General features: G+C 71.6%; 1 protein-coding gene. It reads left to right on the top strand.

From position 1 onward, the window contains the following. Positions 1–407 (top strand): DUF6286 domain-containing protein (locus M3677_RS18780; RefSeq protein ID WP_251161208.1); only part of this gene is annotated, 407 nt, incomplete at its 5' end. Positions 408–429 lie beyond the last annotated feature (22 nt).

The following is a 429-nucleotide window of genomic DNA, read 5'->3' as shown; positions in this document are numbered from 1 at the left end:
CCGTGGTCGACACCGCCCTCACGCCCGACGCCGCGTTCACCACCATCATCGAGGTCATCGCCGCCGCCCTGGTGATCCTCGGCATCGTCCTGGTCGTGCTGGCCCTCAAGCCCGGCCGGCAGCCCCGGTCCGGGATCGACCGTGACCGTGGTGCGGTCGTGATCGACACCCGCATCCTGGCCTCCACCGCCGCGAACGCTGCCGCCCACGCAGCAGGCGTCCCGGAAGCCAACACGACCGCGTCCGCTCGTGGGCACCGCACCCAGGTGCACGTGGTGCCCCTGTCCGGCATCCCCGTCGATGCCAGCGCCGTCGAGCACGCCGTCGGGGACCGGCTCGGTCGCCTCGGCGGCAAGCACGGCTCGTCGGTGCAGGTCACCGTGGAACAGAAGGGAACCCTGGCATGACCACCACCAACCGCGGCTTCAA

Origin of the sequence: Curtobacterium sp. P97, from assembly GCF_023712445.1 — a bacterium.
In the GTDB taxonomy this organism is placed as follows: domain Bacteria; phylum Actinomycetota; class Actinomycetes; order Actinomycetales; family Microbacteriaceae; genus Curtobacterium.
This window is presented reverse-complemented; position numbering and strand designations above follow the sequence as displayed.